The organism is Enterobacter cloacae complex sp. ECL414 (assembly GCF_021869685.1).
In the GTDB taxonomy this organism is placed as follows: Bacteria; Pseudomonadota; Gammaproteobacteria; order Enterobacterales; family Enterobacteriaceae; genus Enterobacter; species Enterobacter kobei.
Genome location: NZ_CP091481.1, coordinates 2537864 through 2561382, shown reverse-complemented (window position 1 = coordinate 2561382; position 23519 = coordinate 2537864). Strand labels below are relative to the sequence as shown.

The following is a 23519-nucleotide window of genomic DNA, read 5'->3' as shown; positions in this document are numbered from 1 at the left end:
GAACAGGACAATGCTATGCAAACACATCTGCTGATAAAGGGTGAACTGGTCGCCGGACAAGGCGAAAAGCAGCCGGTATATAACCCGGCCACCGGAGAAGTACTGCTGGAGATTGCTGAAGCCTCTGTCGCGCAAGTTGACGCGGCTGTTCAGGCCGCCGATCGGGCTTTTATCGACTGGGGGCAGACCACGCCCAAAGCGCGTGCGGAATGTCTGCTGAAACTGGCTGACGCCATTGAGGCGCAGGGTGAAGAATTTGCCAGGCTTGAATCCCTCAACTGCGGGAAGCCGCTCCACTGTGCTCTGGGGGATGAAATTCCGGCGGTGGTCGACGTGTTTCGTTTCTTCGCCGGGGCGGCCCGCTGCCTGAACGGTCTGGCCGCAGGTGAATACCTTGAGGGGCACACCTCGATGATCCGCCGTGATCCGGTGGGGGTAGTTGCATCGATTGCGCCGTGGAACTACCCGCTGATGATGGCAGCATGGAAGCTGGCACCCGCGCTGGCTGCCGGTAACTGCGTGGTGATAAAACCCTCTGAAATCACGCCGCTGACGGCGTTAAAACTGGGAGAACTGGCGAAAGATATCTTCCCGGCAGGCGTTGTGAACGTGTTATTTGGTCGCGGTAAGACGGTTGGCGATCCGCTCACCGGGCATGACAAAGTCCGCATGGTGTCGCTGACCGGTTCAATTGCCACCGGCGAGCATATCATCGGCCATACGGCGTCCTCCATTAAGCGCACCCACATGGAGCTGGGCGGTAAGGCTCCGGTAATCGTTTTTGATGATGCTGACCTGGACGCGGTTGTCGAAGGGGTGCGAACGTTTGGTTTCTACAATGCCGGGCAGGACTGTACGGCGGCCTGCCGCATTTATGCCCAGAAAGGCATATATCCTGCGCTGGTTGAAAAACTGGGTGCTGCGGTCGCCAGCCTCAAAATGGGGGCGCCGGAAGATGCCGCTACCGAACTGGGGCCGCTCAGCTCGGCCGCTCACCTTTCACGCGTCTGTCAGGCTGTCGATCAGGCGAAAGCGCTCGGTCATATCAGCGTTGTGACGGGCGGAAGCAAAAAGGAGGGGGCTGGCTACTACTTCCAGCCGACCCTGCTGGCGGGGGCAAAACAGGACGATGCCATTGTTCAGCGCGAAGTGTTTGGGCCGGTGGTGAGCGTCACTGAATTTGACGATGAAGCGCAGGTGCTGGCCTGGGCGAACGATTCACAGTATGGCCTGGCGTCATCGGTCTGGACCAAAGACGTGGGCCGTGCTCATCGTCTGAGCGCGCGGTTGCAGTACGGCTGCACCTGGGTGAATACCCACTTTATGCTGGTGAGCGAAATGCCGCACGGCGGCATGAAGTTATCCGGCTACGGCAAAGATATGTCGGTGTACGGACTTGAGGATTATACGGTCGTCCGGCATGTGATGATCAAACACTAAGCCATCCTGCCTGGCCGCTTGCGCGGCCGGGCATTCTCCTTCTTCGCCCTGCGTGTTAAGCAAGCTACTCCATTGTTATTAGCCATAATATTTAAGTGGTTATTCTGTAACGAAAAAACTTGATCTGTATCAACATATGACGCATATTGCGTGCGGTTATTTTTTCGGCTCTGGTATACAGAATGACGTTGTATCAAAAGATGTTGGTTTTTTACGCAGTGATGGCTTCCATCTGTGCATTAATTACCTGGTTCCTTTCAAAAGATCGCAAACGCATCCGCCTGCTCAGCGCGTTTCTGGTGGGGTCGACCTGGCCGATGAGCTTCCCCGTTGCGCTCCTGATCTCGCTTTTCTGAAGCACGCTTCCACTTTTTCCAGATGAACATGGCATTCCTGATTCGATAACTGTATAAATACACAGTGCATCGTAAAAGGAGTGCTTATGAACAGTTTTTACTCGCAGCAGGCGGGTTGCACCGTGCGCTGGCATGATTTGCCCGGCTCAGGCGAGCCCGTGGTCTTCATCCACGGGCTGGGGTGTGCCTCTTCCTATGAATATCCCCGCGTTGTCCGTGACCTTCAGTTTGGCGCACGCCGGGCCATTCTCATTGATTTGCCCGGCAGCGGTTACAGCGATAAACCCGAGCATTACAGCTATCACACCACTGACCAGGCCCGCGTGGTGGCAGAGCTGATTGACCACCTTGAATTGGATGCCTTCTGGTTATACGGCCACAGCATGGGCGGCAGTATCGCGATTGAAACGGCGGCAATGCTGGGAACGCGTGTTAAAGGACTGATGGTGTCGGAACCTAATTTTCACGCGGGTGGTGGGATGTTCAGCCGCTCGATTGCGGCGCAAACCGAACAGCAGTTTCTGGAACAGGGTTATGACGCCATGCTCAGCGCAGAAACCTCAGCGTGGGCGGGGTGTCTGCAAAGCAATGCGCCGTATGCAGTCTGGCGCGGAGCAAAGAGCCTGGTTGAGGGTGTAATGCCGGTATGGGAAACGCAATTCCTGTCGCTCTCGTGCCCGGTGACGCTGATCTTCGGCGAACATTCTCTGCCTGACGACGATGTTGATAATCTGAAGCAGAAAGGCGTTGAGGTAAAAATTATCCCTGCGGCGGGGCATTCTATGTCGTGGGAAAATCCGTCAGCACTGGCTCAGACGTTAGCCGGGTGTATGACGGAGTGATGTGCGCAAAAGTTTCGCCCGGCGGCGCGACGCTTGCACGGGCCTACGATGAATTGTGCAAGGTATTGATATTATGGCGGAATGTAGGCCGGGTAAGCGCAGCGCCACCCGGCAAGAATGGCAACTACATGATTAAAGCCCGTAATGCCTGACGTGCGTCAGGTTGAATATCATGCGGATGCTGGTAATCAATGTTCTCTATCGCCCGGCTATAGAGGGCAACCAGCCAGTCGTAAACGTACGCGGTGGCCGCATGGACTGGCTGTTCCGCCAGACGCGTCAGACGTGGCGCGGCGCTGCTGACGACGGGCGTAACGAAGATAGCCTGTCCCTTGCGGATGCGGCTTGCCGGACGCTCTGCTGAAGGCGTTTGGTCATACCCCAGCCAGCCAACGAAATTGCCCATCACGGCGTGCAGTTGCGCGGCGCTGCTCTTATCCGCTTCGACAATACGCTGAAGCTGTTGCGCCAGTTTAAGCCGGTAGCTGGTGACCACCAGAACATCCGCGATTTGCTGTAATACTGCGGGTTCCAGACCGAGACGGGCGGCCGTGGCCTCATTACGGCTCCACTGACGCAGATGATTTATCCATACTCTGTGCGCCAGACGCGCCTTGTCCTTCGTCTGGAACTGACCAGCACTTTCCTGGGCGTTATCGGTAAACAGATCAATGGTATCCGTAAACAGCCCATTGACCTGCTCCTCGCGCGGTTGCTGGACGGCGAGCAGTGTTTCAAACGCTTTCATCGGCGGCATCAATCCTTCAAGCAGCTCGCCGTGACGGGCGGCACTGCTTTGCAGGGTGCGCACCATGTTTTCGGTCTGGGCGCGTCGGGTAGCCGGTTCCTCAACCAGCGGGGCGAGATAGCTGCGCATCAGCGCCGAAAGCTCCTGGCGAAGCAAGCTTTTCAGCGTTCCAAGGCGCTTCTGCCGCTGCGCAGGGAGCGTGGCCTGAGACAACCACTCAATGACGCGCTGCATGCTGTGGCTATCCAGCGCCTGCAGCGTGCCCCAGCGTAAACCCGGTTTACCGAGCAGATGCTGTACGGCTTCATCAAGATTCTGGCGGGTGGTAAAGCGGGCGTCATGCGGGGTAATCGCCCACACCAGCCCCGGCAGGGCAGACTCTTCAGCAGGCTGCGTCTCTTTGACCCAGTTCATTAACACTTTTGCTTTTTTGGCCGTCTGCTCGTGCTGCGCTGTCGCATTGCAGATAACCAGTACGTCAGGCTGTAGCTGCTGGCGGTAATGGTCGAGCAACCACTGACATTTTGCCTGCGCTAACGGATCGGCACTGCTGTCTTCAAAGACCGGAATATCAATGATATCAACGTTATCCAGCGCACCACTCTCAACCGGCAGGACCAGCTCGCGGGTCAGGAAGGCCAGCACGTCAACCGGGAGGCTGATGGCGTTGAGCATGTCGCCGTTATTCAGCGGATGCAGCAGCGTCTCCTGTGCGTCCTGCTGGGTTAAGGTGCCATGCGTCAGGAACCCTTCACCCGGCAAGCCAAAGCTATCTACCAGCAGACTCAGCGGAGCAGCAAGCTCGCTGGCATGGCTGGTCTGATGCAGAACATGGGCGAGCTTCAGCCACTGTTGGGTGAATTCCTGTTGCTCACCCCACAGCAGCGACCAGACGCTTGCCCGGGTGCTGAGATCAAGTGAAGGCACCAGTTGGGCAAGCTCATACCACAGGGCATCATCAATTTGCTGTTTCGCAGCGGGTATTGTGCACTGCCAGAAGCGGGCGATGGCACCCACTTCCTGCGCCGTGATACCCGGTACGCCCTGCGGCTGACGCAGGCCACGCCATTTCTCAAGACGGGTCTCAATGACCGCCTTATCCACTGCGCGCATCTGCGGATGCAGCGTCGTGCGGGCAATAAACAGCTGTACCAGCTCGGCCTCGGTGATCAGACTCAGACGTAGCGGAAACGCCTCATCGACCACCTCCCGGTTTTCCCGGGTAAAGCGGATGGCCATGTTGGTCAGGGCATGACCCGGATTGATATGCGAAAAATAGTCAAAGGTGCGCTGGCCTGGCGTAACGTTTAGCCGTCCATTACCGCTGCCGCACAGCGACAGCAGCAGGTGTGCTTTTGCGCTCTGCGAATGACCGTAAAGTCCAATGCTGCTCTGGCGGGTCAGGGCACGTTCAATAGCCTGCTCTCGCGCCTGCGCCGCGTTGATGCGGGCAAGCAGGGCGTCAGCATCGTTGTCCAGCACAGGGGCATTCATGCGCGTCTCATTAATCCACCCGATTAACGCCTGAGTGGTGGTGGTCGTCGCTGTCATTTCAGGTATACGCTCCCGCTGTCGATCCAGTAGTGGCTGCCGCTGTGTCGGCGATCGGCCAGAGTATTCAGTTTGAAGGTTAAGGCGTCAGGCGCTACCGGTGTGCCGTCCTGTAGCCAGGCATCGCTCAGTTCAAAGGACTCAGGACCTTCCTGCTTGCTGCCGCCGCAGAGCTTAAGCCGCACGTTCAGCACGCCGTCACCGGCAATCGCTTTCGCCAGTTCAGCCGAATTGATGCTGAGCGTATAAAGCGGCGTGGCAGGCCAGCGTGCGTTCGCCAGCTGGCGGAAGCCGAGGGTGACGTTGCCGCGTAGCGGGAAGTGCAGGCGTGCGTCGAGTTTTGCGCCCGGCTTATCGAGGTCGATATCCTGATACCAGACGTTTTCCTCACGCAGGGTATTGACGGTGTTATCCAGCACGCCGAGATAACGCACGGTGGAATATGCGCCAATGTCCGCGGCTTTAAAGTTGAAGCGCGGCAGACGCAGGTCGAGCGCCAGGCTGCACAGCATGGCACCCACGGCGGCGGTTGATTTAGGGTTACCAATGCGCCCCTGCTGACTGAACGGATACCACTCATGTACCTGGTATTTATCCAGCCAGACGATGCGATTGACCGGCACCGGCTGCAGGTGACGGATCAGCGCCTGAACGCCTGGCAGGCAGCCAGGGCGACCGGTAATCAGCAGAATATCGCAGCTGTAGTGGGAAATCGCTTCACAGACTGCGTGAAGCGGAGAGGTCAGCGTAAACTGACCGGCCAGCATCGCATCCTGCATCTCGCGGAAATTGACGTGCAGCGGTACGGCGAACAGGTCGAACGCTTCTGAGCCCGCAGGCAGGGCATGATCAATCGCCTGCTGCAGAAAATTCATGACGTTGCGGGTTGGTTTCTGCGGCAGAAGATCGCCAAAGGTGGCATGCAGGCCAGCCAGCGGATCGTCAACGTCACTGGATTCCCACGCGGCAAGAATGGCGTGGCCAATCGGCATAAAGAGCTGCAGCGCCGTTTGCTGGCGCAGCACGGCCTGGGTATCAATACGCCCGGAGTCGCCGAACAGCGACGCCATGAGCAGCGAGGCGTCCGCAATCCCGGATTTCTGCAGCTGCGTTTGCAGGGCGGGCAGCACGTAGCGCTGAATCACGTCCAGCAGGGTATCATCGCCCGCCACTTTAAACCCTTCGCGGAACAGCAGCTGCGGCGTGATTTTGACGTTATTACCGGAGCCGTCATCCAGTTGATAATGGGTGATCGCCATATCCGTGGTGCCGCCACCGATGTCGATAGACGCGACGCGCAATGCGCGGCCGGGCTGCACACCCGGCTCAGGCTCACGATCCGTGCGGGCGAGCGAGGCAAAGAAGGCTTCCGTCTGGCCACCAAAATGGGAGATCGCTTCGTTATACAGCCAGACCAGTTGACCACAGCTGGCCTCATCCCACTCCATCTGGATTTCAGGGACCGGCACCACGCTTTTTTCCTGCTGTTTGCGGGTGGCAAAATCCTCATCCTGCGGGTGCCAGCCCATCGCTTTCCAGACGATGGCGATGGCTTCGAACATGCGGCGACGGAAAATCTCGCGCTCCTGCTTTGGCATTGCCGAGGGCAGGGTCAGGATCAGGGTGCGCAGCTGGCGTGGCGAGGCAGGGAAGCCCAGACGCAGGCGGGTGGCGACGCTGTTGATCTGACCCAGCGCCTGCGCCAGCAGCTCGCACAGCATATGCGTCATCAGGGTGCTGCGGCTGTACTGCGGCGAGAAGACAGGCAGTCGCTCGTCCTGCGGTAATGTAAACAGCGGTTCACCGTCATCGTTCATCAGGTTCATCAGCGGGAACGCCGTGGCAAGCGGCTCACGCTGGGTTTTGCCGTTCATCTGACTAAAGCGCCAGTCCTGCACCACCGGTGTTTCATCCCACAAATAGCGACGCGGGCTGGAGATGCCGCTGTTCCCTTCGGTTCCCAGACGCTGCATCGCCAGCTTGCGGGCTTCATCACCCACGCGAACGATCGACGGCCAGACAAACGCATCTTCGCGGCCACTTTCAACCGAGAAGTGCTGTTTGCCAAAGCGTGCTTCGGAAAACTCGAGACGGCTGGTAAACAGAGGCTCATTGAGGAATTGCGGCTCGCTCAATGAACGAACCTGTAACTCGGCGGTCTGCCGCAGTCCATCGTTCGCATCGCCGTGGTCTTCAATAATGACGCCGCAGGTGTGAGTGTTACCGACGTCGAGGATCAGGTCGACCGGAATCGCTGGCGTACTGAGGGTATGGGTAACAAATTTCACTTCCGGCACGGTGAGCTGTTCACCGAGCATGGTCAGCAGGTTAAGCCAGTGGGCCTGATATTCAAAGCTGCGCATCGCCTGATTCAGGTCACGTTCAGAACGATTTTCAACGCCGTCAGCATACTGGGTAAATGCTTCACGCAGCCAGCCGTCAATCCAGGTCTGGTCGAGGAAGCTTTCAACCTCGCTATCGCGCCAGGCCAGCGCGAAACGGGTGCCGTTCAGAATATCGTTTTCAACCGGCGATAGCGCGGAGGTGGCATGTTCCGCAATCTGGCTGTCGAGGGCGAGGGTCACGCGGTGCGTATTGCCTGCGGTGTCGGGGGTGTCGAGCTTGCGGACCTGCACGCGGGCCCAGTTATCCGGCCCCTCCACAAAGGTGCGCGGCGGGTTGAAACGCAGGAACGGGACGGGAAGCCAGACGCCGTCCAGCACCGCAAGGGACTGCTGCAGCGGGATAGTCGTTTCCGGTTTAACCACTTCAGGCTGGCCGCCGTGCGTTCCCGGCACGGTATAGCGCCCGTTAACCAGATCGAAATCGAGGCGTAGAAGAGGGCCGTTGGCGGTCTTACGTACGAAGCGCCCGTGGCTGGCGGTGTCCTGCGGCGTCAGCCCGAAATCGAGGAATTGCACGCCGCTGTTGGCAATAAGCGTAACGCTTTGTTTATAGTCGCAAAGATTTACCAGCATAGGATCAGGCACCTGCTTTCTTGAACGTCAGGGGGACGACGGTGTTGGCATCATAACGGGCGCGACATTCTGCGATATCGCTGGTGCCGGCTTTACAGGCGACTTCCGGCATCGGGTAGCGGGAACCGTCGGTACAGCGGGCCGTGCCGCGACTCTTGATCATCAGCTCACCATTGCTGTGTAGCCCGGAGAAGATCTCCGCGCGGCAGACAATATTGTCGCCATGGACTATGCGGGCGAAACCTTTATTGTTCTGGATTTGATAGCGCATTGACGGTGGCTTGCCGGTGACCGGGTCTTTCACGTCGAGAATCGCGCGCCAGGTACCGTTCAGGAAGCGTGTCGATCCGGCTTTCACCTGACCGGCCTCCATCACCATGGCATCTTTCGGGATCGCGACAATCACCACGGGAGCGGGTTCAGGCTCTTTTTCTTTGCTCGCCACCACCTCAGCCTGATGCAGGGGTAAATTCATCGCCAGTGGCTCAACGGCTTTGATCGGTTTTGGGGCGATAGCCACGGGCTCAGGGACCGGCGTAGGCGCGGGCTCTGCAGAAGGGGCCGGTTTTGGCCACATCAGCGGGGCGGCAATAGCGGCAACGATCACCGCCGCGACCGGCAGCGTCCAAAGGGGAACGCGACGCTTCTTCGTGATGACGACAGGTGCGGGTTCAGGCGCAGGTTGCGCAACAACCGGTGCGGGCTCGGGCGCATACAGGTCTTCCGGCGTAATCCGTATCGCGGCGACCGGGGCAATCAGCGGCTCGTCAGCTTTTTCAAAGGTGATGGCCGGTTCGGGCACCCGCTCGGGCTCGGGCTCAGGATCTTCAATCACAACAGGGGCGGGCTCAGGGATCAGCGATTCACGCAGGCAGTCGAGGACATCGTCACGCGCATTTTCATTCAGGTTTACAAAACCCCAGAAGCACAGGATCGGTTTTCCGTCGACGAGAAAAACGAAATTTTCCCCAGGGAACTGAAATGCTTTCGACAGCAGCGAGCCGAAGAGCTGTTGCGCTGTTTTCGGCGACTGAAGGCATTTCTTGCTTAACGACTCTACGCTCGCAAGGGTGTTTTCCAGATAGCGCAGGGCGCGATAGCGGTCGTCCTCATCAGCCGCTTTCCAGCTGGTGACGTTTCCCTCCACCGGGGAGTACCAGTCCACGCGGTCGCCGCTGTCGTTGACCTGCGGAATCGCCAGACAGTCAACGATAGCCTGTTGTTTGCGCAACCGGAGCGCTTCCCGAATTTGTAACGCTGATTCAAAAACGGCTTGTCCGCCGCCGCCCACGGCCTGAAAATCATCCAGGTTACCGCTGCGTAAAAGAGTTTTAGCCACGATTTGATCCCATATACTTCTTCACGCCGTTACTTTAACGAAACGAGGAAGAAAACAAACGGAGGAAGAGACGCTAAAAGGGCCGATTTCTTGCGGCATAGAAAGTGACGGTTGTGCTTGACGGATAATGGCACTTAAGGCAAATCATCTTTTCGGATGCTGACCGTAAAACCAGCAAAAAACGCGGCTTTAGAATAACCTGATAGTGTTTCGTTATTTGCCAGGTCATAACGGCTGTGCTGTTATTACTGTCCTATATAATAAAACTGTCAGGGTTATAACCATGTCTACAGGGAAAACACTGCTCGCCCTTGCGCTGAGCGCGCTTTTACCAGCCGGTGCCGCGTGGGCGGCAAACAACGACACCTTAATTTACTGTTCTGAAGCGTCACCCGAGTCGTTCAACCCGCAAATCGCCAGTTCCGGCCCCTCTTTTGTCGCCAGTTCTCAGGTACTGTACAACCGCCTGATCAATTTCGACCCGGTGAAAAACACGCCGTTTCCGTCGCTGGCGGAATCCTGGACGATTTCACCGGACGGTAAGACCTATACCTTTACCCTGCGCAAAGGGGTGAAGTTTAACAGCAACAAATACTTCAAGCCGACCCGCGACTTTAACGCCGATGACGTTATTTTGTCGGTTATGCGTCAGAAAGACCCTAAGCATCCGTACCACAACGTGTCCCAGGGTAACTATGAATACTTTAACGACGTGGGTCTTGATAAGCTGATTCAGGACGTCAAAAAAGTCGACGATTACCACGTTCAGTTCACCCTGAGTGAACCCAACGCCGCGTTCCTGGCCGACTGGGGGATGGATTTTGCCTCGATTCTCTCCGCAGAATACGCCGATGCGATGCTGAAAAAAGGTACGCCTGAAAACGTGGACACCTGGCCGATCGGTACCGGTCCTTATGTGCTGCAGCAGTACAAAGTGGATTCACTGATCCGCTACGTCGCTAATCCGAACTACTGGGATGGCGAGGTGCCGACCAAACATCTGATCTTCTCCATCACGCCAAATGTGGAGACGCGTCTGGCGAAACTGCAGACCAACGAATGCCAGATTATACCCGCGCCGTCTCCGGTGCAGTTTGAGGTGATTAAGAAGAACAAAGACCTGACGCTGCACTCGGTTGATGCGCTGAACGTCGGCTATCTGGCGTTTAACACCGAGAAAAAACCGTTTGATAACGTGCTGGTGCGCCAGGCGCTGAACTACGCGACCGACAAAAAGGCTATCGTTAACGCGGTCTTTATGGGGTCGGGGACGGTGGCAAAATCGCCGATCCCACCCAATATGATGGGCTTTAATAACGATCTGAAGGATTACAGCTACGATCCGGAAAAAGCGAAAGCGCTGCTGAAGCAGGCCGGGCTGGAGAAGGGCGCAGACGTTACGCTATGGTCAATGCCGGTTCAGCGTCCGTATAATCCAAACTCGCGTCGCATTGCGGAGATGATCCAGAGCGACTGGGCGAAGGTGGGCGTAAAGGCAAAAATCGTCTCTTACGAGTGGGGCGAATATCTCTCCGGAATGCGTAAAGGCGAACATGATTCCGCACTGTTTGGCTGGATGTCCGATAACGGCGACCCGGACAACTTTGCCGATGTGCTGCTGGGCTGCAACAGCATTAAAACCGGGTCAAATGCCGCACGCTGGTGCGATAAAGATTATGATTCCCTGGTACAAAAAGCGAAGCTGACCAGCAATCCGGCTGAGCGTGCGAAGCTCTATGGCCAGGCGCAGGAGATTTTCTACCAGCAGGCGCCGTGGATCGCACTGGCAAACGGCAAAACGTTCTATGCGACCCGCAGCAACGTGACCGGGTACAGCGTGAGCCTGATGGGCAGTGATTTTTCAAAAGCGAAGCTGAACTAAGCATTTTATTGCCGGGTGGCGGCTACGCCTTACCCGGCCTACATTTTGCACCCGTAGGCCCGGTAAGCGTAGCGCCACCGGGCACGTGAGGAGGAGTGACAATGTCACATTTAAACGACGTAATCGCCCGCGTGGATGCCGCCATCGACGAGAGCGTGATTGCCCATATGAACGAACTGCTGATTGAACTGAGCGATGATGCCGAGCTCAGCAGGGAAGAACGCTATACCCAGCAGCAGCGTCTGCGTACCGCGATTTCGCATCACGGTAAGCATCATAAAGAAGAAATGGACGCGCGGCAGGAACAGCTGACCAAAGGCGGCACGATTCTGTAGCCTCAAAACTGGCGTCGTGCGACCAGCCAGGCCCCGACAACCAGCATCACCGCACCGCACACCGGGCCTGCCAGGGCGCGGAGTGGAACGCCATGGCTTCTCAGAACGTCCATCACCAGCCCACCGATCAGCTGGCTGGCCACCAGTACGGCGATGGTGGTCGCTGCGCCAACGTTCTGATATCCGCTGATACTGGCAAATACGAAAAACGAACCCAGCAGTCCCGGAATAAGCGTCCACCAGCGCACCGTTGCGGCCAGCTCGCTAAACCCGGCGACGCCCTGTTTCAGCAGCAGAATGCTGACAAACAGCACGATGCCGACCAGCGAGTTGAGCAGCATCGCGATCAGAATGGTGGAGGAGGATTGGGTGATGCGCACCATCAAGGTATTCTGCACCACCAGACCGATCCCCGCCGCCACCAGAAATGCCAGCGTCAGTGATTGATTCATGGAATAGCGTCCGGGTCGCTGCGCTCGTCAAGCTGCAGCTGCATAAAGATTAAGTCCAGCCACCGGCCAAACTTGGTTCCCACCTGCGGCATTTGTCCGGTAGTCACGAAACCGAGGGTTTCATGAAGGTGAATGGAGGCCTGATTTTGCGCTTCAATACCGGCCACCATCACATGTTTACCGAGGGTGCGGGCCTCGTTAATCAGCGCTTTCATCAACGTGCGGCCAATCCCCTTGCCCTGATGATCCGGATGGACATAGACCGAATGTTCTACCGTATGGCGGAAACCATCAAAGGCTCGCCAGTCACCGAAAGAGGCGTATCCGGTAATAACACCGTTTTCCTCGCTCACCAGAACCGGATAGCCTGCAAGTGTACGAGCCTCAAACCACGCGATACGGTTATCGGTATCGACGGTCTTATCGTTCCAGATAGCGGCAGTATGCAGCACCGCGTGGTTATAGATCTCTCCTATCGCAGCGCAGTCTTCTTTGCAGGCATGACGAACGATCATGATGTTCCCTCTGTGTGTTGTTCACTATAGTATTACGTTGTAGATACGATATTACACAACTGCATCGTCCGGGCGCTACGCCATAAGCCCTATTTTTTTGTTATCAGAACCCCATTGAAATGCCATTCATACACTATAGTATGACGTCATGAACACAATAACAGACACAATGAATCAACGAATTAGTGCAAGAATTCGTCTTGAACGCGAGTCCCGCGGATGGTCCCTGAGCGAGCTGGCTGACCGGGCAGGGGTCTCGCGCGCGATGATCCACAAAATTGAGCGCGGAGACAGCAGCCCGACAGCGACTCTTCTTGCCCGCCTGTCCGGCGCGTTTGGCATCAGTATGTCCACGCTGATTGCACGCGCGGAGATGCAGGAAGGTAAACTCCTGCGCCTTGCCAATCAGCCTGTCTGGCGCGACCCGCAAACGCACTATCTCCGCCGTCATGTTTCTCCCCGTACCGATCTGCCCATCGACCTTGTTCAGGTAGAACTGCCTGCCGGGAGCGATGTGCCGATGCCCGCATCGTCTTACGCGCTGGCTCGTCAGCTCATCTGGCTGCAGTCCGGCGAGCTGGTGTTTCAGGAAGGCGACACACGCCACGAGATGCAGGCCGGTGACTGTCTTGAACTTGGGCCGCCAAATGACTGCCGTTTCATCAACGAAACGAATGAAAGCTGTGTCTATCTGGTTGTACGGCTTAACCAGTCGGGCTCGTAAAGGAAGCGATAACGCCGTTCATGAGCCAGGCTGTAATGACATTTGTAGCAGAAGGAGATCCTGATGAATCACGCTGTTTCGCAAAATCGCCGCTGGGTGCTGGCTTCTCGTCCACAGGGCGCGCCGGTCGCGGAAAATTTTCGTCTGGAAACACAACCTGTTCCCACGCCCGTTGAGGGGCAGCTGTTGCTTCGTACCGTCTGGCTGTCGCTGGATCCGTATATGCGGGGTCGCATGAGCGATGCGCCATCCTATTCCCCTCCGGTAGAGGTGGGTGCCGTAATGGTTGGGGGAACGGTCAGCCGCGTTGAGCAGTCAAACCATCCCGATTTCAAACCCGGTGAATGGGTGCTGGGCTACAGCGGCTGGCAGGAATATGAACTTTCGGACGGCAGCGGCCTGGTCAAGCTGGGAGACAATCCGTCTCATCCTTCCTGGTCGCTGGGTATTCTGGGTATGCCTGGTTTTACCGCCTATATGGGGTTACTGGATATCGGACAACCGAAAGCGGGTGAAACGCTGGTGGTCGCTGCGGCGACAGGTCCGGTTGGCGCCACCGTTGGGCAGATTGGCAAAATCAAAGGTTGCCGGGTAGTGGGCGTTGCCGGTGGGGCAGAAAAGTGCCGTCATGCCGTTGATGTTCTTGGGTTTGATCAGTGTCTCGATCACCACGCGGCGGATTTTGCCGACCAGCTGAAGCACGCCTGCCCGAAAGGGATTGATGTCTATTATGAAAACGTCGGGGGGAAAGTCTTTGACGCCGTACTGCCGCTACTGAATACCTCTGCGCGCGTGCCGGTTTGCGGCCTGGTGAGTGGCTACAATGCGACGGGCTTGCCTGAAGGACCGGATCGCTTGCCGCTGCTGATGGGCACCATTCTGAAGAAACGTATTCGGATGCAGGGGTTCATTATCGCTCAGGACTATGGCCACCACATTAAGGCGTTCCAGGACGAGATGGGGCGCTGGGTGCAGGAAGGTAAAATTCACTATCGTGAACAGGTCACGGATGGGCTGGAGAACGCGCCCGAGGCGCTGATTGGCCTGCTGGAAGGTCGAAATTTCGGCAAAGTCGTGATTCGCGTCGCGGGTGACAATAAATAAAAAGCATGATGGCGGGGTTTCCCGCCATATTTATTTGTGAAGATACGATATATTGTCTTTAATTAACGGACATGGTTTTTCGCGCCATCTTCCCGGATGCGCCCGAAGCCGATAAAAAATCACAGTTTGCTTTTTTTGCTGTTTTTACGTACTTCCCACCACCAGGCATGACGATACAGGATATATCGAAGCAGCGTCGTTTTATTAAACCGACGCTTAAAAATAGCATTAAGTTTTAGCTACAGGAATTGAACATGCTTGATTTGGATCACTTAGAAAAAGCCCAAAGGATCAGTCTTACCATGCAAGTTGAACTCAGTTTGAAAGGAGCATTAATTACAGGCTCCCTCAAACCTGGCGCACGGCTGATTACGAAAGAGATTGCCGATAAATTGGGAACCAGTATTACGCCGGTCCGCGAAGCGCTGCTGCGTCTGGTGTCGGCAGGGGCGTTACACGCTACGCCCGCGCAGGCCTTTCTGGTGCCAGAGGTCACGCTGGATCGTTATAACGAAATTAACGCCATTCGCAAACAGCTTGAGCCCATGGCAGTCGCCGCGGCCTGTCAGAATATGTCTGAGCAAAAGCTGGAGACGTTGCGCAAATTGTCGGACGTATTTCATGAGGCCATGCGCAACGGGAACGTCCAGCAGGCGCTGCATGCGAATCGCGTTTTCCGGTTTACGCTTTATCAGTATGCCGAAATGCCGACGCTGAATGCGTTGATTGAACAGCTATGGGTGCGCATCGGCCCGTGTATTAACTATCTTCACCGTGAGCTTGATGACATCAAAGTGTCGACTTATCACTATGACGAGCTGCTTTCAGCCCTTGAGAGAAGAGATGTTGATGCCAGCCAGAAGGCGATTGATAAGTTGATTGATGAAGCGAATACGCTTTTACAGCGACAATATTTTAACTAAGAGATTATTTAGCAGAGCGACTATATCCCGCACCTAATTATTTATCTGGTGAATAACTCCTGATGGCTTATTGCCATCAGGAGCATTATTTCATTTATAAAATAAACTTTACTTTTTTTCTCACTCGAAGCGATAAGAGACCGACAGACCAACACCGTAGTTACGGCCAGGTGCGGGCTCGTAATAACGCCCGTTCGATTCGTTAACAATAACGGAGCCGACATACTCTTTGTCGAACAGGTTATCTACGCGGCCAAAGACGTCCATCCCCCAGTTGCCATAGTTAAATTTATACCCGGTATTGAGCCCAACCACCGTGTACGACGGCGCTTTCGCCGTGTTTTCGTCATCAGCCATGATGTCGCTCATATAGCGCACGTCAGAACCCGCGTACCAGCCTTCTTCTGGCTGCCAGCCAAACGACGCGAAGCCCATATTGCGGGCAATGCCCGGCATACGGTTGCCATTACAGTCGGCATCGCCGCAGACGTTGGTGCGGTAGGTGGCGTCCAGGTACGTCCACGCCATTTTCAGTTTCCAGTTCTCAGCAAACTGTTGATCGAGAGAGACTTCTACCCCCTGACGGCGGGTTTTCCCGGCATTTTTAAACGTATCGCGTCTTCCTGTCGATGTATCGACCACAATTTCATTATCGGTATCGGTGCGGAAAAGCGCTGCTGTCAGTAAACCATTGCCGATTCGGGTTTTACTGCCTATTTCATAAGTATTATTTGTTGAAGGTTTAAGGTCATAATTTAATCCCCCGTTACCTCCTGCTGTGTATGCGCGTTCATTGATAGTTGGTGTTTCAAAACCACGACCTGCAGCCGCATAAATGTTCCAAGCACTGGTAATTGCATACTTCACTGAACCTGCAGGCAGCCACTTATGATAACTGGTGTCGCCGCTATCATCGCCATTCTTCAGATAATGATCATTTGAATCAAACCAGACAGAGCTATAACGAACCCCTGCATCAAGAGATAACTTATCTGTGAGTTGCCAACTGCTCTGGAAGTAAGGATCCAAATTCCACATCAGATTACGTTCATCACGACGTTTTGTTCCTTTTACACCGTAATCTGGTTTGCTATTGACCATTACATAGTTTTCATAACCCAAACGATCTTCGTTAAGATTTTCATAGTTCAACCCAGTAGTGAATGTAACTGGAACAAGAAGTTCCCCACGATGAGTCCATCGAGTATCTATCCCTTGATAATGGCGTGTCATATCAATGACACCTCCAGAGTGGTTTAGGTTATTACGCTGTGCAGTGTACGGAATCGACTGATACTGCGTCATTTCACGCTCACCGGCATACATCATCACGCTCAGATCGTCCTGAGCGCTAAGCTGGCGGTCATAGCGCAGACCGGCCTGGGTCTGCTTGATGGTCTTGCGCGTGTTGTACTGATCGCCGCGCGGAGACTGACGTGGGTTGTTTTGCCATTCCTGATAGCTCAGACCGCCCGGATCGTTGGCTTTCATGTCCACGCTGTTGAAAATCAGCGTCAGCTTGCTGGCGTCGTCAATGCGTACACCCAGTTTGGCGTTAGCCAGATTCTTCCGCGCGCCGCTGTGGTCGCGGAAGCCTTTGGTGGTGAAGCGGGTAGTCGAAACCGTGTAATCCACGTCTCCCGCATGCGTTCCGTCCCCCATGGCGCCGGTGGCTTTCATTCCATAGCGCCATGTACCGTAACTGCCGTAATAGCTGCTCGCCTCAAGGGTCGGTGGCTGCTGCCCGGTCTGGGTAGTCATGTTAATCACGCCGCCAGAGGCGTTACCGTACAGGGCAGAGAAGGGGCCACGCAGCACTTCAACGCTGTCAATGCTGGAGAGATCAATGTTAGACGTCTGGCCCTGTCCGTCCGGCATGGTGGCAGGGATACCGTCGACATACATGCGAATGCCGCGCACGCCAAACGTTGATCGGGCACCAAACCCACGCACTGAAAGCTGGAGATCCTGGGCATAGTTCTGCCGGTTCTGGATTTGCAGCCCGGGAACGCTGCCAAGCGATTCAGAGAGGTTAATGCGTGGCGTGGCATGACGCATATCATCGCCATTCACGACGCTGACCGCCGCCGGGGTATCAAGCTCTGATACGGTTTGCGGCGTGGCGCTGACGATCATGGTTTGTTCCTCTGCGCCGATCGCACTAAGCGGCACAAAAACAACGGGGACCAGCAGCAGCGGGAGAGATGCCTTACGGGCAGAAATGATTTTCATGAGTAAAACCGGTTGTGGTGTGTAAACGAACCAAATGGAACATGTCCATACATGTTAAAGGTTTTGTAAATGTTTTGAAAACTATAACCGCACATTGCGTTAATGAAAGGCGAGAAGGGAAAGAAAAACTCCACTTTTAACTCATTAATGATTACTATTCTCATTATCATAACGGCGACGCCATGACGTTGCCAGCCGGAAGCGATGTCAGCCGTACTCCCATTTTTCAAAAAAGGAATTGTTATGTCTTTACGCCATCTGTGCTCACCGCGACTGAGCACCTCTCTGCTGTCTGCCGCTTTACTGTTTGCCGGAACCTTCCAGGTGCATGCCGCCGAAGAGATGCTGCGTAAAGCAGTGGGTAAAGGTGCCTATGAAATGGCGGTCAGCCAGCAGGAGAATGCGCTGTGGGTTGCGACGTCGCAAAGCCGTAAAACTGACAAGGGTGGGATTATCTATCGCCTTGATCCTGCCACGCTGGAGGTCACGCAGGCCATTCATAGCGATCTCAAACCTTTTGGTGCAACCCTCGACGGCGCGACGCAAACCCTGTGGTTGGGTAACACGATCAACGGCGCGGTGACGGCCATTGATGCGAAAACGGGCGACGTGAAAGGGCGTCTGGTGCTCGATAGTCGCCAGCGCAGCGAAACGGTGAAACCGCTGCAGCCGCGACAGCTGGTGGCGGATGACGCGAGCAACACGATTTACATCACCGGGGTGGGCAAAGAGAGCGTGATTTGGGTGGTGGATGGCGCCACGCTGAAGCTGAAAGGAACCATCGCAAATACGGGTACCTACAGCACCGGGCTGGCACTTGATGCCAGGGCAAAACGCCTGTATACAACGAATGCGGACGGCGAGCTGGTCACCATTGATACCGCCACCAACACCATCCTCAGCCGCAAAAAAGTGCAGGACGACGGCAAAGAACACTTCTACCTGAATTTGAGCCTGGACACCGCCGGTCAGCGTGCCTTCCTGACCGACTCAAAACAGCCGGAAGTGCTGGTGGTGAGCCTGAAAGACGGCAGCGTGATGGAGAAAATTGCGGCGCCTGAATCACTGGCGGTTCTGTTTAACCCGGCTCGCAATGAAGCCTACGTGACGCACCGTGAAGCCGGTAAAGTGAGCGTGATTGACGCGAAGTCTTATAAGGTGACAAAAACCTTCGACACGCCTGTCTACCCGAACAGCCTGGCACTGTCTGCCGATGGCAAAATCCTGTACGTGACGGTGAAACAAAAATCAACTCGCCAGCAGGAAGCCACTCAGCCTGACGATGTGATTCGTATTGCACTCTAATGTGGGAATTGCCCGGTGGCGCTGCGCTTACCGGGCCTGCAAAAACGATAAGATGTAGGCCGGGTAAGGCGAAGCCGCCACCCGGCTTTTTTATTAACGCGAGGTCTCTTCCACCAGCGGTGCGTCGTGTTTTTCATCATCAGGATGAACCGGCGCGGTGCTGTGAATTTCGTGAACGCGTTTACGTACGCCGAACCAGCCTGCGATCAGCAATACGGCCAGCAGCGGAATGGTGGCGATGGTATAGGTACCGTTCGGGTAGTCGAACGCCATCAGTACCAGCACGCTAAACAGGAAGAGCAGGGTGAGCCATGAGGTCACCGGTGCGCCCGGCAGCTTAAAGCTGACGTCAGCGGCTTTGCCTTCTTTAATGGCTTTACGCAGGCGCATCTGGCAAACCACGATAAAGGCCCAGGAGGCGATAATCCCAAGTGCGGCCACGTTAAGAACGATCTCGAAGACCTGAGACGGCACCAGATAGTTCAGGAATACACCGAAGACATACACCACCAGGGTCGCCAGAATACCGGCATACGGTACGTGCTGCTTGCTCATCTTCGACATGAACTTCGGCGCAGAACCGCCCATCGACATAGAGCGCAGGATACGACCGGTAGAATAAAGGCCGGAGTTGAGGCTGGAGAGTGCCGCCGTCAGTACCACGATGTTCATGATACTGCCAACGTAAGGCACGCCGAGCTTGGAGAAGAAGGTGACAAACGGGCTCTGACCAGCCTGATAGGCATTCCACGGCAGCAGCAGAACCAGCAGCACCACGGAACCAACGTAGAACAGACCGATACGCCAGATCACGCTGTTAATGGCTTTCGGCACCATGGTCTGCGGGTCTTTACATTCACCCGCTGCGGTACCGACCAGTTCGATAGAGGCAAAGGCAAACACGACGCCCTGAACCAGAACCAGCGCAGGCAGCAGACCGTGCGGGAAGAAACCGCCGTTATCGGTTATCAGGTGGAAGCCGGTGGCATTGCCATCCAGCGGCTTACCGCTGCCGAGGAACACGGTCCCGACGACCAGGAAAATCACAATCGCCAGCACTTTTACCAGCGCAAACCAGAACTCCATTTCGGCGAACCACTTCACGCCGATCATGTTCATGGTGCCGACAATCGCCAGCGCACCAAGGGCAAAGACCCACTGCGGCACGTCACCGAACGCGCCCCAGTAGTGCATGTAGAGCGCAACGGCGGTGATATCGACGATACCGGTCATCGCCCAGTTGACGAAGTACATCCAGCCTGCCACGTAGGCCGCTTTTTCACCGAGGAATTCACGGGCGTAGGAAACAAAACTCCCACTGGACGGACGATGCAGCACCAGTTCACCCAGTGCGCGAAGAATGAAGAAAGAGAAGATCCCGCACACCAGATACACCAGGGCGAGAGCCGGGCCAGCCATTTGCAGACGCGCACCAGCACCTAAAAACAGACCTGTTCCGATAGCGCCGCCGATGGCGATCATTTGCACCTGACGGTTGCCCATCGCTTTGTGGTAGCCCTCTTCGTGGGAGTTCAACCAGCGACGTTTAGCAGCGTGATGATCGGCTGCGCTTTTATTGCTTGTTTTCATTGAGTTACCTGTTTGCCTGTCTGAACCATTATCGTGATAGTCCTGCCTGGCAGAGAGCGATACAAACGATTGCTTCTGCGCAAACACATGTCGCCTTCCCAGTCATTCTGCGTATGGATAAGGCGAAACATGGCGAGGCATCCTACCTGCAATTCATAAGCGACGCAAAATATAACCGTGTCGAAAGTGATGCAGGTCGAAGGAAATCGTGTGGTCAGAGCAGATGAGGATTACAACACGCTGAATCGTGGCGAGTTTTTAGACAGAACTAATAGTGAAGTGCTGCTTTAATCATCAGAAATCCTTAATAATTACGTTGAGGTAGCGCGCAATGAGGCAGCGCGTCACGGGCATTTCATTAACAAAAATAAAACGATATGATCCGAAATGTTTTCTTCAGCATGGCCAGGCGGAACGGTGAAAATCAATATTATCGGTACCAGCGGGAGCGGAAAGAGTACGCTTGCCCGGCGCATCGCGACGGAACTGTCGCTCCCTTATATTGAGATGGACAGGCTCTACTGGCGTTCTGAGTGGAAGGGAACGCCCGATGAGGAGCTACTGGAGACGCTGGAAAATACGCTCGCTGCCACACCCGGCTGGGTGCTTGATGGCAACTACAACCGCACGCGCCCGGTGAAATGGCGTGAGGTTGATCTGGTCGTGTGGGTGGACTGCGGTTTTGTCCGTACGCTCTGGCAGGCGGTGACGCGCGCGTTTAAACGCGCATGGCACCAACAGGAACTGTGGCCTGGCACCGGAAACTGCGAAAGCTTCCGCCGCTCATTTTTCAGCCGGGAATCCATCATCATCTGGACCCTTAAAACCTGGCGCATTAACCGCGAGCGTTACGACGCTGATATGAAAAACCCGCAATACGCCCACATTCAGTTTGTTCGCATCACCCGTCGCCAGGAGGCGGATGCGCTGATTGCTTCGCTGAAAACTCACCCCTAGCAGGGCGCTGTATATCTGATTTCCAGAAAACTAAATGTAAATTAATTGTTTCTCAGTGGTGAAATACGCCCTTAATAATGTCGACATGTTAAGTCAAACGAGAACGCAACATGTCATGGCGAATCAGCATTCTGGACAAAAGCCCCATCGCTGAAAACGAAACGGCTGCCGATGCACTGGCGCGTACGTTAGCGCTGGCGCAGCAGGCAGAAAATCTGGGCTATCACCGCTTCTGGATTGCCGAACACCACAATACCCCTCAGCTTGCCAGTCCCTCGCCGGAGCTGCTGATTGCCTGGATCCTCGGGCAAACAACGCGCATCCGGGTCGGTTCCGGGGGCGTCATGCTCCAGCACTACAGCCCGTATAAAGTCGCCGAGAATTTCAACGTGCTGGCCGCGCTGGCGCCCGGCCGCGTGGATCTTGGCGTCGGAAAAGCGCCTGGGGGATTACCGCTCTCGACCCGCGCGCTGCAGCTGGGGCTGGATCAGCAGGAAAAGGGCAGCTTTGCCGAACAGCTGGCCCAGCTCGATCGCTGGATCCGCCCTGAAAACCACTCAGCGGAGGAAGCGGTTCGCGCCACGCCGCTGCCGCCGGTACCTGCACAGGGTTTTCTGCTGGGCGCCAGCACGGAAAGCGCGCTGCTCGCCGCATCACTCGACTGGCACTTTGTCTTTGCCGCGCATCTGAACGGAGACCCGGAACTGTTACGCGAGGTGGTTTCGACCTGGCGTAAGAACAGCGCGCGGGAGGTGATAGTGGCGGTGCAGGCGATTATCGCGCCGACCCAGGTTGAGGCCGAAGCCCTGGCGCAGAAGGTCGAAGTGTGGGGTGTTGAGCTGGCAAACGGCCAGCGCGTGACCGTCGCCAGTGAGGATCAGGCCTATGCCTTTGCCCGTCAGGCCGGGAGCGAGCCAGTGCGCATCGCCCGTCGCGCCCAGTCGCTGCTGGCGGGGACGGCGGAGTCGGTGCTGGAACAGCTGAACGCGCTACACGCGCAGTGGGGGATCGACGAATTTATCATCGACACGCCGGTTGCGGAGGGGGCAACGCGCGTGCAGTCCCTGCGTTTGCTGGCCGAGGCGCGTCTGAACACGGAGGTTACCGTATGAGCTTTGGTGAACAACTGATTGCCTGGCGTCGCGAGCTGCATCAGAACCCGGAGCTGTCCGGCCAGGAAGTGGAAACGACGGCGCGCCTGCGCCGGTGGCTGTCAGCCGCGGGCATCACGCCGCTGCCTTACGACCTGCCGACCGGTGTGGTGGCGGAGATCGGGACCGGTAACAAACTGATCGCGCTGCGGGCAGACATTGATGCCCTGCCCATTGAGGAGCGCAGCGGCGTGCCGTTTAGCTCGCAACAGCCCGGCGTGATGCATGCCTGCGGACACGATATCCATACCAGCGTGATCCTCGGTGCAGCGTTAAAACTGAAAGCGCGGGAAGCCTCGCTTAAGGGGCGGGTGCGGATCCTGTTTCAGCCAGCCGAAGAGAACTTTGGGGGGGCGAAGAGCATGGTGCGGGCCGGTGCCCTGCGGGATGTCAGCGCGATTTTTGGGATGCACAACGAGCCCGGCCTGCCGGTGGGGAAGTTCGCGACCCGTGGCGGGCCGTTCTATGCCAACGTCGACCGCTTCGCGATCCGCATTACCGGTAAAGGCGCGCACGCCGCGCGCCCGCATGAAGGCAACGACGCTATTCTCCTGGCCAGCCAGCTGGTGACCGCGCTGCAAAGCGTCGCCAGCCGCAATGTGAATACGCTGGATTCGGTAGTGCTGAGCGTGACGCGCATCGCCGGGGGCAACACCTGGAACGTGCTGCCGGAAAACGTTGAGCTGGAAGGTACGCTACGCACTCACCGCACGGAAGTGCAGCAAAACGTGAAAGCCCGCGTGGGGGAAATTGCGGCCGGTTTTGCCAGTGCCTTTAGCGCGCAGATTGATATCACCTGGTTTGCCGGGCCCACTGCGCTGGTCAATGACCAACGCTGGGCCGATTTCGCCACCTCGGTCGCCCGTGAAGCGGGGTATGAAACCCATCACGCCGAGCTACATATGGGCGGAGAAGATTTCGCAGTCTATCTCCAGTCTGTGCCCGGCGCGTTTGTCAGCATCGGCAGCAACAGTCCGTTTGGTTTACACCACCCGGCATTTAATCCGGATGAAGCCTTAATTGAACCCGCTGCCCGCTATTTTGCCCAGCTTGCGGAACACGCCCTGCAACACGTCTGATTAATCATGAGGTAAA

The 23519-nt window shown here is 56.1% G+C and carries 19 protein-coding genes; 12 read left to right on the top strand and 7 right to left on the bottom strand.

Going from position 1 to position 23519, the window contains the following annotated elements:
• Window positions 1–15: 15 nt before the first annotated feature.
• From patD to L3068_RS12365, 3 genes are all read left to right on the top strand, one after another.
• Entirely contained in the window at window positions 16–1440 is a 1425-nt protein-coding gene (patD, locus tag L3068_RS12375) for an aminobutyraldehyde dehydrogenase (RefSeq protein WP_014883957.1), read from the top strand.
• 182 nt (window positions 1441–1622) lie between these two features.
• Entirely contained in the window at window positions 1623–1796 is a 174-nt protein-coding gene (locus tag L3068_RS12370; protein WP_014883956.1) for a GhoT/OrtT family toxin, read from the top strand.
• Window positions 1797–1882: 86 nt separating this feature from the next.
• Entirely contained in the window at window positions 1883–2638 is a 756-nt protein-coding gene (locus tag L3068_RS12365) for an alpha/beta fold hydrolase (protein WP_045135195.1), read from the top strand.
• Window positions 2639–2762: 124 nt separating this feature from the next.
• Here L3068_RS12365 and L3068_RS12360 read toward each other — a convergent pair whose 3' ends face one another.
• The 3 genes from L3068_RS12360 to L3068_RS12350 are packed head-to-tail and all read right to left on the bottom strand — an operon-like array spanning window position 2763 to window position 9254.
• Window positions 2763–4937 carry a virulence factor SrfC family protein gene (locus L3068_RS12360; protein WP_117580246.1) on the bottom strand — a complete coding sequence of 725 codons (2175 nt, stop codon included), beginning with the start codon at window positions 4935–4937 and terminating at the stop codon, window positions 2763–2765.
• The gene (locus L3068_RS12355) at window positions 4934–7915 is read right to left on the bottom strand and encodes a virulence factor SrfB (protein WP_117580244.1); all 2982 of its coding nucleotides are present in this window, start codon (window positions 7913–7915) and stop codon (window positions 4934–4936) included. The genes L3068_RS12360 and L3068_RS12355 overlap by 4 nt, the downstream gene beginning before the upstream one ends.
• Before the next feature lie 4 nt (window positions 7916–7919).
• On the bottom strand, window positions 7920–9254 hold the full coding sequence (locus L3068_RS12350) for an SrfA family protein (protein ID WP_047625848.1): 1335 nt from the start codon (window positions 9252–9254) through the stop codon (window positions 7920–7922).
• Between the two features lie 283 nt (window positions 9255–9537).
• Here L3068_RS12350 and L3068_RS12345 point away from each other — a divergent pair, with 283 nt between their 5' ends.
• Together L3068_RS12345 and L3068_RS12340 are read left to right on the top strand one after the other, a co-directional pair.
• Window positions 9538–11136, top strand: a complete 1599-nt coding sequence (locus L3068_RS12345) for an ABC transporter substrate-binding protein (RefSeq protein WP_117580242.1) — start codon at window positions 9538–9540, stop codon at window positions 11134–11136.
• A 101-nt stretch (window positions 11137–11237) separates the two neighbouring features.
• Window positions 11238–11471 carry a YdcY family protein gene (locus L3068_RS12340; protein ID WP_063666470.1) on the top strand — a complete coding sequence of 78 codons (234 nt, stop codon included), beginning with the start codon at window positions 11238–11240 and terminating at the stop codon, window positions 11469–11471.
• Window positions 11472–11473: 2 nt separating this feature from the next.
• On the opposite strand, the gene L3068_RS12335 is transcribed toward L3068_RS12340, so the two are convergent.
• Both L3068_RS12335 and L3068_RS12330 read right to left on the bottom strand, forming a co-directional pair.
• Complete coding sequence (locus tag L3068_RS12335; protein ID WP_014883949.1) at window positions 11474–11923, bottom strand: DMT family transporter; 450 nt, start codon at window positions 11921–11923, stop codon at window positions 11474–11476.
• Complete coding sequence (locus L3068_RS12330; RefSeq protein ID WP_045268203.1) at window positions 11920–12438, bottom strand: GNAT family N-acetyltransferase; 519 nt, start codon at window positions 12436–12438, stop codon at window positions 11920–11922. The genes L3068_RS12335 and L3068_RS12330 overlap by 4 nt, the downstream gene beginning before the upstream one ends.
• Window positions 12439–12586: 148 nt before the next feature.
• On the opposite strand from L3068_RS12330, the gene L3068_RS12325 reads away from it, so the two are divergent.
• The 3 genes from L3068_RS12325 (at window position 12587) to L3068_RS12315 (ending at window position 15189) form a co-directional block, all read left to right on the top strand.
• On the top strand, window positions 12587–13162 hold the full coding sequence (locus tag L3068_RS12325) for a helix-turn-helix domain-containing protein (protein ID WP_014883947.1): 576 nt from the start codon (window positions 12587–12589) through the stop codon (window positions 13160–13162).
• A 63-nt stretch (window positions 13163–13225) separates the two neighbouring features.
• Window positions 13226–14266, top strand: a complete 1041-nt coding sequence (gene curA / locus L3068_RS12320) for an NADPH-dependent curcumin/dihydrocurcumin reductase (protein ID WP_023330497.1) — start codon at window positions 13226–13228, stop codon at window positions 14264–14266.
• Between the two features lie 254 nt (window positions 14267–14520).
• Entirely contained in the window at window positions 14521–15189 is a 669-nt protein-coding gene (locus L3068_RS12315; RefSeq protein WP_014883946.1) for a GntR family transcriptional regulator, read from the top strand.
• A 120-nt stretch (window positions 15190–15309) separates the two neighbouring features.
• Here L3068_RS12315 and pqqU read toward each other — a convergent pair whose 3' ends face one another.
• Window positions 15310–17421, bottom strand: coding sequence for a TonB-dependent receptor PqqU (gene pqqU / locus L3068_RS12310; RefSeq protein WP_063666473.1), 2112 nt, complete (start codon window positions 17419–17421; stop codon window positions 15310–15312).
• 243 nt (window positions 17422–17664) lie between these two features.
• On the opposite strand from pqqU, the gene yncE reads away from it, so the two are divergent.
• Entirely contained in the window at window positions 17665–18726 is a 1062-nt protein-coding gene (yncE, locus tag L3068_RS12305) for a 7-bladed beta-propeller protein YncE (RefSeq protein WP_047626330.1), read from the top strand.
• A gap of 93 nt (window positions 18727–18819) precedes the next feature.
• Here the strand turns inward: yncE and ansP are convergent, their stop codons facing one another.
• Window positions 18820–20316, bottom strand: a complete 1497-nt coding sequence (gene ansP, locus L3068_RS12300; protein ID WP_014883943.1) for an L-asparagine permease — start codon at window positions 20314–20316, stop codon at window positions 18820–18822.
• Window positions 20317–20733: 417 nt separating this feature from the next.
• Here ansP and L3068_RS12295 point away from each other — a divergent pair, with 417 nt between their 5' ends.
• The 3 genes from L3068_RS12295 to L3068_RS12285 all read left to right on the top strand — a co-directional run bounded on the left by L3068_RS12295 (window position 20734) and on the right by L3068_RS12285 (window position 23503).
• Complete coding sequence (locus tag L3068_RS12295; RefSeq protein ID WP_063666479.1) at window positions 20734–21273, top strand: AAA family ATPase; 540 nt, start codon at window positions 20734–20736, stop codon at window positions 21271–21273.
• A 110-nt stretch (window positions 21274–21383) separates the two neighbouring features.
• On the top strand, window positions 21384–22385 hold the full coding sequence (locus tag L3068_RS12290) for an LLM class flavin-dependent oxidoreductase (protein ID WP_047626335.1): 1002 nt from the start codon (window positions 21384–21386) through the stop codon (window positions 22383–22385).
• Window positions 22382–23503 carry an amidohydrolase gene (locus L3068_RS12285; protein WP_117580240.1) on the top strand — a complete coding sequence of 374 codons (1122 nt, stop codon included), beginning with the start codon at window positions 22382–22384 and terminating at the stop codon, window positions 23501–23503. The genes L3068_RS12290 and L3068_RS12285 overlap by 4 nt, the downstream gene beginning before the upstream one ends.
• The last annotated feature ends 16 nt before the right edge of the window (window positions 23504–23519 follow it).

Bases quoted from the DNA above. Each gene is read 5' to 3' on its own strand.
- patD (WP_014883957.1), top strand. From the start codon at position 16: ATGCAAACACATCTGCTGATAAAGGGTGAACTGGTCGCCGGACAAGGC.
- L3068_RS12370 (WP_014883956.1), top strand. From the start codon at position 1,623: ATGACGTTGTATCAAAAGATGTTGGTTTTTTACGCAGTGATGGCTTCC.
- L3068_RS12365 (WP_045135195.1), top strand. From the start codon at position 1,883: ATGAACAGTTTTTACTCGCAGCAGGCGGGTTGCACCGTGCGCTGGCAT.
- L3068_RS12360 (WP_117580246.1), bottom strand. From the start codon at position 4,937: ATGACAGCGACGACCACCACCACTCAGGCGTTAATCGGGTGGATTAAT.
- L3068_RS12355 (WP_117580244.1), bottom strand. From the start codon at position 7,915: ATGCTGGTAAATCTTTGCGACTATAAACAAAGCGTTACGCTTATTGCC.
- L3068_RS12345 (WP_117580242.1), top strand. From the start codon at position 9,538: ATGTCTACAGGGAAAACACTGCTCGCCCTTGCGCTGAGCGCGCTTTTA.
- L3068_RS12340 (WP_063666470.1), top strand. From the start codon at position 11,238: ATGTCACATTTAAACGACGTAATCGCCCGCGTGGATGCCGCCATCGAC.
- L3068_RS12335 (WP_014883949.1), bottom strand. From the start codon at position 11,923: ATGAATCAATCACTGACGCTGGCATTTCTGGTGGCGGCGGGGATCGGT.
- L3068_RS12330 (WP_045268203.1), bottom strand. From the start codon at position 12,438: ATGATCGTTCGTCATGCCTGCAAAGAAGACTGCGCTGCGATAGGAGAG.
- L3068_RS12325 (WP_014883947.1), top strand. From the start codon at position 12,587: ATGAACACAATAACAGACACAATGAATCAACGAATTAGTGCAAGAATT.
- curA (WP_023330497.1), top strand. From the start codon at position 13,226: ATGAATCACGCTGTTTCGCAAAATCGCCGCTGGGTGCTGGCTTCTCGT.
- L3068_RS12315 (WP_014883946.1), top strand. From the start codon at position 14,521: ATGCTTGATTTGGATCACTTAGAAAAAGCCCAAAGGATCAGTCTTACC.
- pqqU (WP_063666473.1), bottom strand. From the start codon at position 17,421: ATGAAAATCATTTCTGCCCGTAAGGCATCTCTCCCGCTGCTGCTGGTC.
- yncE (WP_047626330.1), top strand. From the start codon at position 17,665: ATGTCTTTACGCCATCTGTGCTCACCGCGACTGAGCACCTCTCTGCTG.
- ansP (WP_014883943.1), bottom strand. From the start codon at position 20,316: ATGAAAACAAGCAATAAAAGCGCAGCCGATCATCACGCTGCTAAACGT.
- L3068_RS12290 (WP_047626335.1), top strand. From the start codon at position 21,384: ATGTCATGGCGAATCAGCATTCTGGACAAAAGCCCCATCGCTGAAAAC.
- L3068_RS12285 (WP_117580240.1), top strand. From the start codon at position 22,382: ATGAGCTTTGGTGAACAACTGATTGCCTGGCGTCGCGAGCTGCATCAG.